The organism is Psychrobacter sp. BF1 (assembly GCF_019279065.1).
In the GTDB taxonomy this organism is placed as follows: Bacteria; Pseudomonadota; Gammaproteobacteria; order Pseudomonadales; family Moraxellaceae; genus Psychrobacter; species Psychrobacter urativorans.
On sequence record NZ_JAGYWV010000028.1, the window covers coordinates 1 to 3,941 of the forward strand.

At 45.3% G+C, this 3,941-nt stretch carries 3 protein-coding genes and 1 pseudogene; 3 read left to right on the forward strand and 1 reads right to left on the reverse strand.

From position 1 onward, the window contains the following. Together KZA12_RS14650 and KZA12_RS14655 are read left to right on the forward strand one after the other, a co-directional pair. Positions 1 to 515 (forward strand): annotated as a pseudogene (locus KZA12_RS14650) (hypothetical protein); the annotation flags it as partial. Positions 516 to 868: 353 nt separating this feature from the next. After that, positions 869 to 1,813 carry a replication initiation protein gene (locus KZA12_RS14655; protein WP_218690742.1) on the forward strand — a complete coding sequence of 315 codons (945 nt, stop codon included), beginning with the start codon at positions 869 to 871 and terminating at the stop codon, positions 1,811 to 1,813. Positions 1,814 to 2,201: 388 nt separating this feature from the next. Here the strand turns inward: KZA12_RS14655 and KZA12_RS14660 are convergent, their stop codons facing one another. After that, positions 2,202 to 2,624: a hypothetical protein gene (locus KZA12_RS14660; RefSeq protein WP_218690743.1), complete on the reverse strand. Its 423-nt coding sequence runs from the start codon at positions 2,622 to 2,624 to the stop codon at positions 2,202 to 2,204. 238 nt (positions 2,625 to 2,862) lie between these two features. On the opposite strand from KZA12_RS14660, the gene KZA12_RS14665 reads away from it, so the two are divergent. Beyond that, a partial coding sequence (locus tag KZA12_RS14665; protein ID WP_218690744.1) for a MobA/MobL family protein occupies positions 2,863 to 3,941 on the forward strand: 1,079 nt, incomplete at its 3' end.

Below are 3,941 nucleotides of genomic sequence, written 5' to 3' on the forward strand. Positions count from 1 at the left end.
AGCAGGAAGCCAAGATAGAAGCAGAGCGTCAGGCTCAAGAGCAGCAGGAAGCCAAGATAGAAGCAGAGCGTCAGGCTCAAGAGCAGCAGGAAGCCAAGATAGAAGCAGAGCGTCAGGCTCAAGAGCAAGCACACCCTAAGACCCCTAAAGAGTTTGTTGAAAAACTAAGCAAAGAAGAACGGCATAAAGTAAAAGAGACTGCTAGTAAAATTATGAGTCAATACATCGCAGACATTAACAGCAAAGCGGTAGAGCTATACGAGAAGGCGACACCACCAAACCAAAGAGCCAAACCGTTATTTGAACACTATGCTTATAGTGATATGAACGAGGTGCAGCCTTATAAATCCCTTGCACAACGTGAGATACACGAGAAAGACCCAAACAGATACAAGGACTATGCCGAAGCCGTTGAGGTCACAAATGCAATGCAGGACATGGAACGTAGAGAGAGCTACCAAAGGCAAGCAGAACGGATAAGAGAACCAAGCCAAGATAGGGGCATCGTCAGATAACTAACGCCCTAGCGGTTGTTGGGTCAGCGCTGATCCGTGTGCGAACAGATGCACACGAACACCGCCCGACCTTAAAAACAAAGCAAGGTTGTACCTACGTCATCCCTTGATTTATGGGGCTTTACAGAGAGACAAATAAAAGAGTAAACTACAGAAACGAGTAAGCCCCGACAGTTGGACGCTGTCAGGGCTTAATGTAATTCATAGTGTGTAACCACTAAAAACCACGTATCGTAAGGGTATTTTAGTTGTTTGCACACACTAAGACAAGGCTTTTTTGTATTTGGTGCGGTAGGGTTCAGTAATTTTTAAGTAACCCATACTACTACCTGATGCAAAACTGAAATTTTATAGTGTACGCAATCAAACAAATAGACCCGACCGACTGGCAGAGCGTCAGCACTCTAGCCCAATTCTACGCAGACCTAGCGACTAACCCCTATTGCACCAATGACAAGGGTTTTAGCCACATCCGCACCAAATCACACGCCATAAAACACGCCTACATACAACCTAATCACCCCGAGATTATCAAGTGGATTGTCTTTGATATTGACGACTCACAAGCACTATTCGCTTACCATGATAATAATTTGCCACGACCGCAAATCATCATAAAAAACCCTGAAAACGGACACGCCCACTACGCCTACAGGCTAACAACGCCAGTGGGTAACTGGCGCAAATCAAGCCAAAAGGCGATGCGATACTTTGCTAGTGTGCAAAAAGCCCTACGTTTGGCGTTAGGGGCAGACAAAAGCTATGGTGGCAACCTAGTTAAGAACCCTTGCCACACCTCGCACGAAGTATATTTAACAGGGGCTAAGCCCTCTTACACTCTTGCCGAACTTGCAGAAAACTTAGACCTAGAGCTTTATCAAGCGCAAGAGCCAGCCAATGACGAAGGCTATGGGCGTAACTACAGCGTTTTTCAACACGTCCGACCACACGGTTATGCCTTAGCATCTGCGCCTTACAGCGAGCTTGTAAGGCAGCTACAGCCGATAGCAGAGCAGTACAACCAACGCTTTGATGTGCCACTGTTTCCCAATGAGCTAAAGCATATTGTCCGCAGTATTGCCCGATATTGTGTACGAATGGACTTCACAGCAAGCCACAAGGCGCTTTCAGAGCGTCAGAGCCATCGCTCAAAAATGAGATGGGGTGATAACACCGACAAGCAAAAACAAGCCCAAATATGGGCATCTGAAGGTGTGAAAATAGGGGTCATTGCAGAGCGTTTGAGCATATCACCTAGAACCCTTACACGGTGGGGCGTACAGAAGAAGCCAAAGTAAAAATCGGACATCCCAGAATCAGATAATAGCCCGTAGGGGTTTTTGATGGTTGCCGTTAAGCTCAGCTAATCAATTTTCACGCTGTTTTGCTCTCTCCCAAAATCATCAAAAATTAATCAGTCTTTTTCAATCGACCGCAGTCGATTGCCGTGACCCTGCCAACAAGCCTAATGTTCTACCGTTTCGTATTTACCCCCTCAAACCTATCTTGGTTATCCGTCTATTTGGCTCAAATTAGCCCCTTGCTGCCTTCTAACAGTGGTTGGTGCTACCCTAGTATAGTTTTAATATTTAACAGGCTTTAAAGCGCATTTGAGAGCGTCCGTTAATCATTAGTTCTTGCTCAAGAAAAACGGACAGGAAGAAATCAACCTAGACTAGACCAACTCTACAGCCCTACATCAGTCTTTACAGCGTCCTTGTCTCTATCTGATACATAACCCTCATGAAACGCCTTAACCCTTAGCTGTTGCAGCATATGGGCGCTTTTATCGTCCTCACTAGCCATTTTCTCAATCGCACTCATCCAAATAATCTTGCGTCTTACTTCAGCTTTACTAGCCTTTGATTTTTCAGCATCAATCAGCTTCCTAGCATTAGCCCTAGCTTTGACTAACTGGTCTGCTTTCTTTTCAGCCTTGAGTAATATCGACAGCTTGCGATTATCTTCATCATTTCTATTGTCTTTTTCACCCAGCAGGACAATAAGTTTCTGCGTATCATTAGGCGACTTAAAGCCCCTAAACCGTTTTACTAAATTATCAAGATACTCTTCATTATTATTAATATACTCTTCATTTGCATTAGCCATGCTCATTCCTTTTTTGCTGGTTGTTTTGTGGTTAGGTTGAGTTTATCATTAGGCGGTATGTTTGCATAGTTGTGGTGGTTGGTAGCCTTGTTGAGAAAACAAGGCACGGTTAGTAGTTTCTACTTTATTCCGCTTCGCTACATAAAATAGAAACTCCGTGTCAAGGGTCTAACCCCTTTGAAATCCCCAGTCAGGGGCGACCCCCTAACAACCCCAAAAAAAGACAAAAGGTGAAACAATGGCAATCGGTAGGCTGAGTGTGGGAATTGGCAAAAAAGGTAAGGCAAGCCCTCACGCTAAATATATCGCTAGGGAAGGGAAATATGCTAAGCCAAGTTACCACGAAGAGAAGTTAGAAAATACAGGTCATGGCAATATGCCCAAATGGGCAGAGCATAACCCTAATGATTTTTGGCAAATGGCAGATAAACACGAGAGAAAAAACGGCAGTACCTACCGTGAACACGTTATAGCCTTGCCTAGAGAGTTAGACGAGTATAAACGCCACGAGTTAATCAAAGACTGGATAGCCCAAGAAATAGGCGAAAAACACGCCTACCAGTACGCTATTCATAATCCACCAGCCCTAGACGGTGACGAACAGCCCCATGCTCATATTATGTTTAGCGAACGCACCATAGACGGTGTAGAGCGTGACCCCGACCAATATTTTAAACGCTACAACAGCAAGAACCCCGAAAAAGGCGGAGCAAAAAAAGCAAACACGCCAAAATTTTCAGCAGAGCGCAAAGAAGAACTAAAGGCGATGCGTGACCGATGGGAGCAAATGTGTAACGCTCACTTGGAACGAGAGTTTCGCTCGGAGCGTATCAGTATGAAGTCTTTGAAAGAGCAAGGCATAGATAGAGAGCCAATAAATCTAACTATGGCACAGCTCAAACAGCCTGAAATCAAGGAAGCGTACCTAGATTTGCTAGCAGCGAAAAATGATGATTTTATGGCTGAACTGGATGTTTGGATGGAGTTTTATGACGACAACTTAGAGTATGAAATCAAACACCAGTTAGCGCAAAAGGACGAAGCGGAGCGTCAAGCTCAAGAACAGCAGGAAGCCAAGATAGAAGCAGAGCGTCAAGCTCAAGAACAGCAGGAAGCCGAGAGAGAAGCAGAGCGTCAGGCTCAAGAGCAGCAGGAAGCCAAGATAGAAGCAGAGCGTCAGGCTCAAGAGCAGCAGGAAGCCAAGATAGAAGCAGAGCGTCAGGCTCAAGAGCAGCAGGAAGCCAAGATAGAAGCAGAGCGTCAGGCTCAAGAGCAGCAGGAAGCCAAGATAGAAGCAGAGCGTCAGGCTCAAGAGCA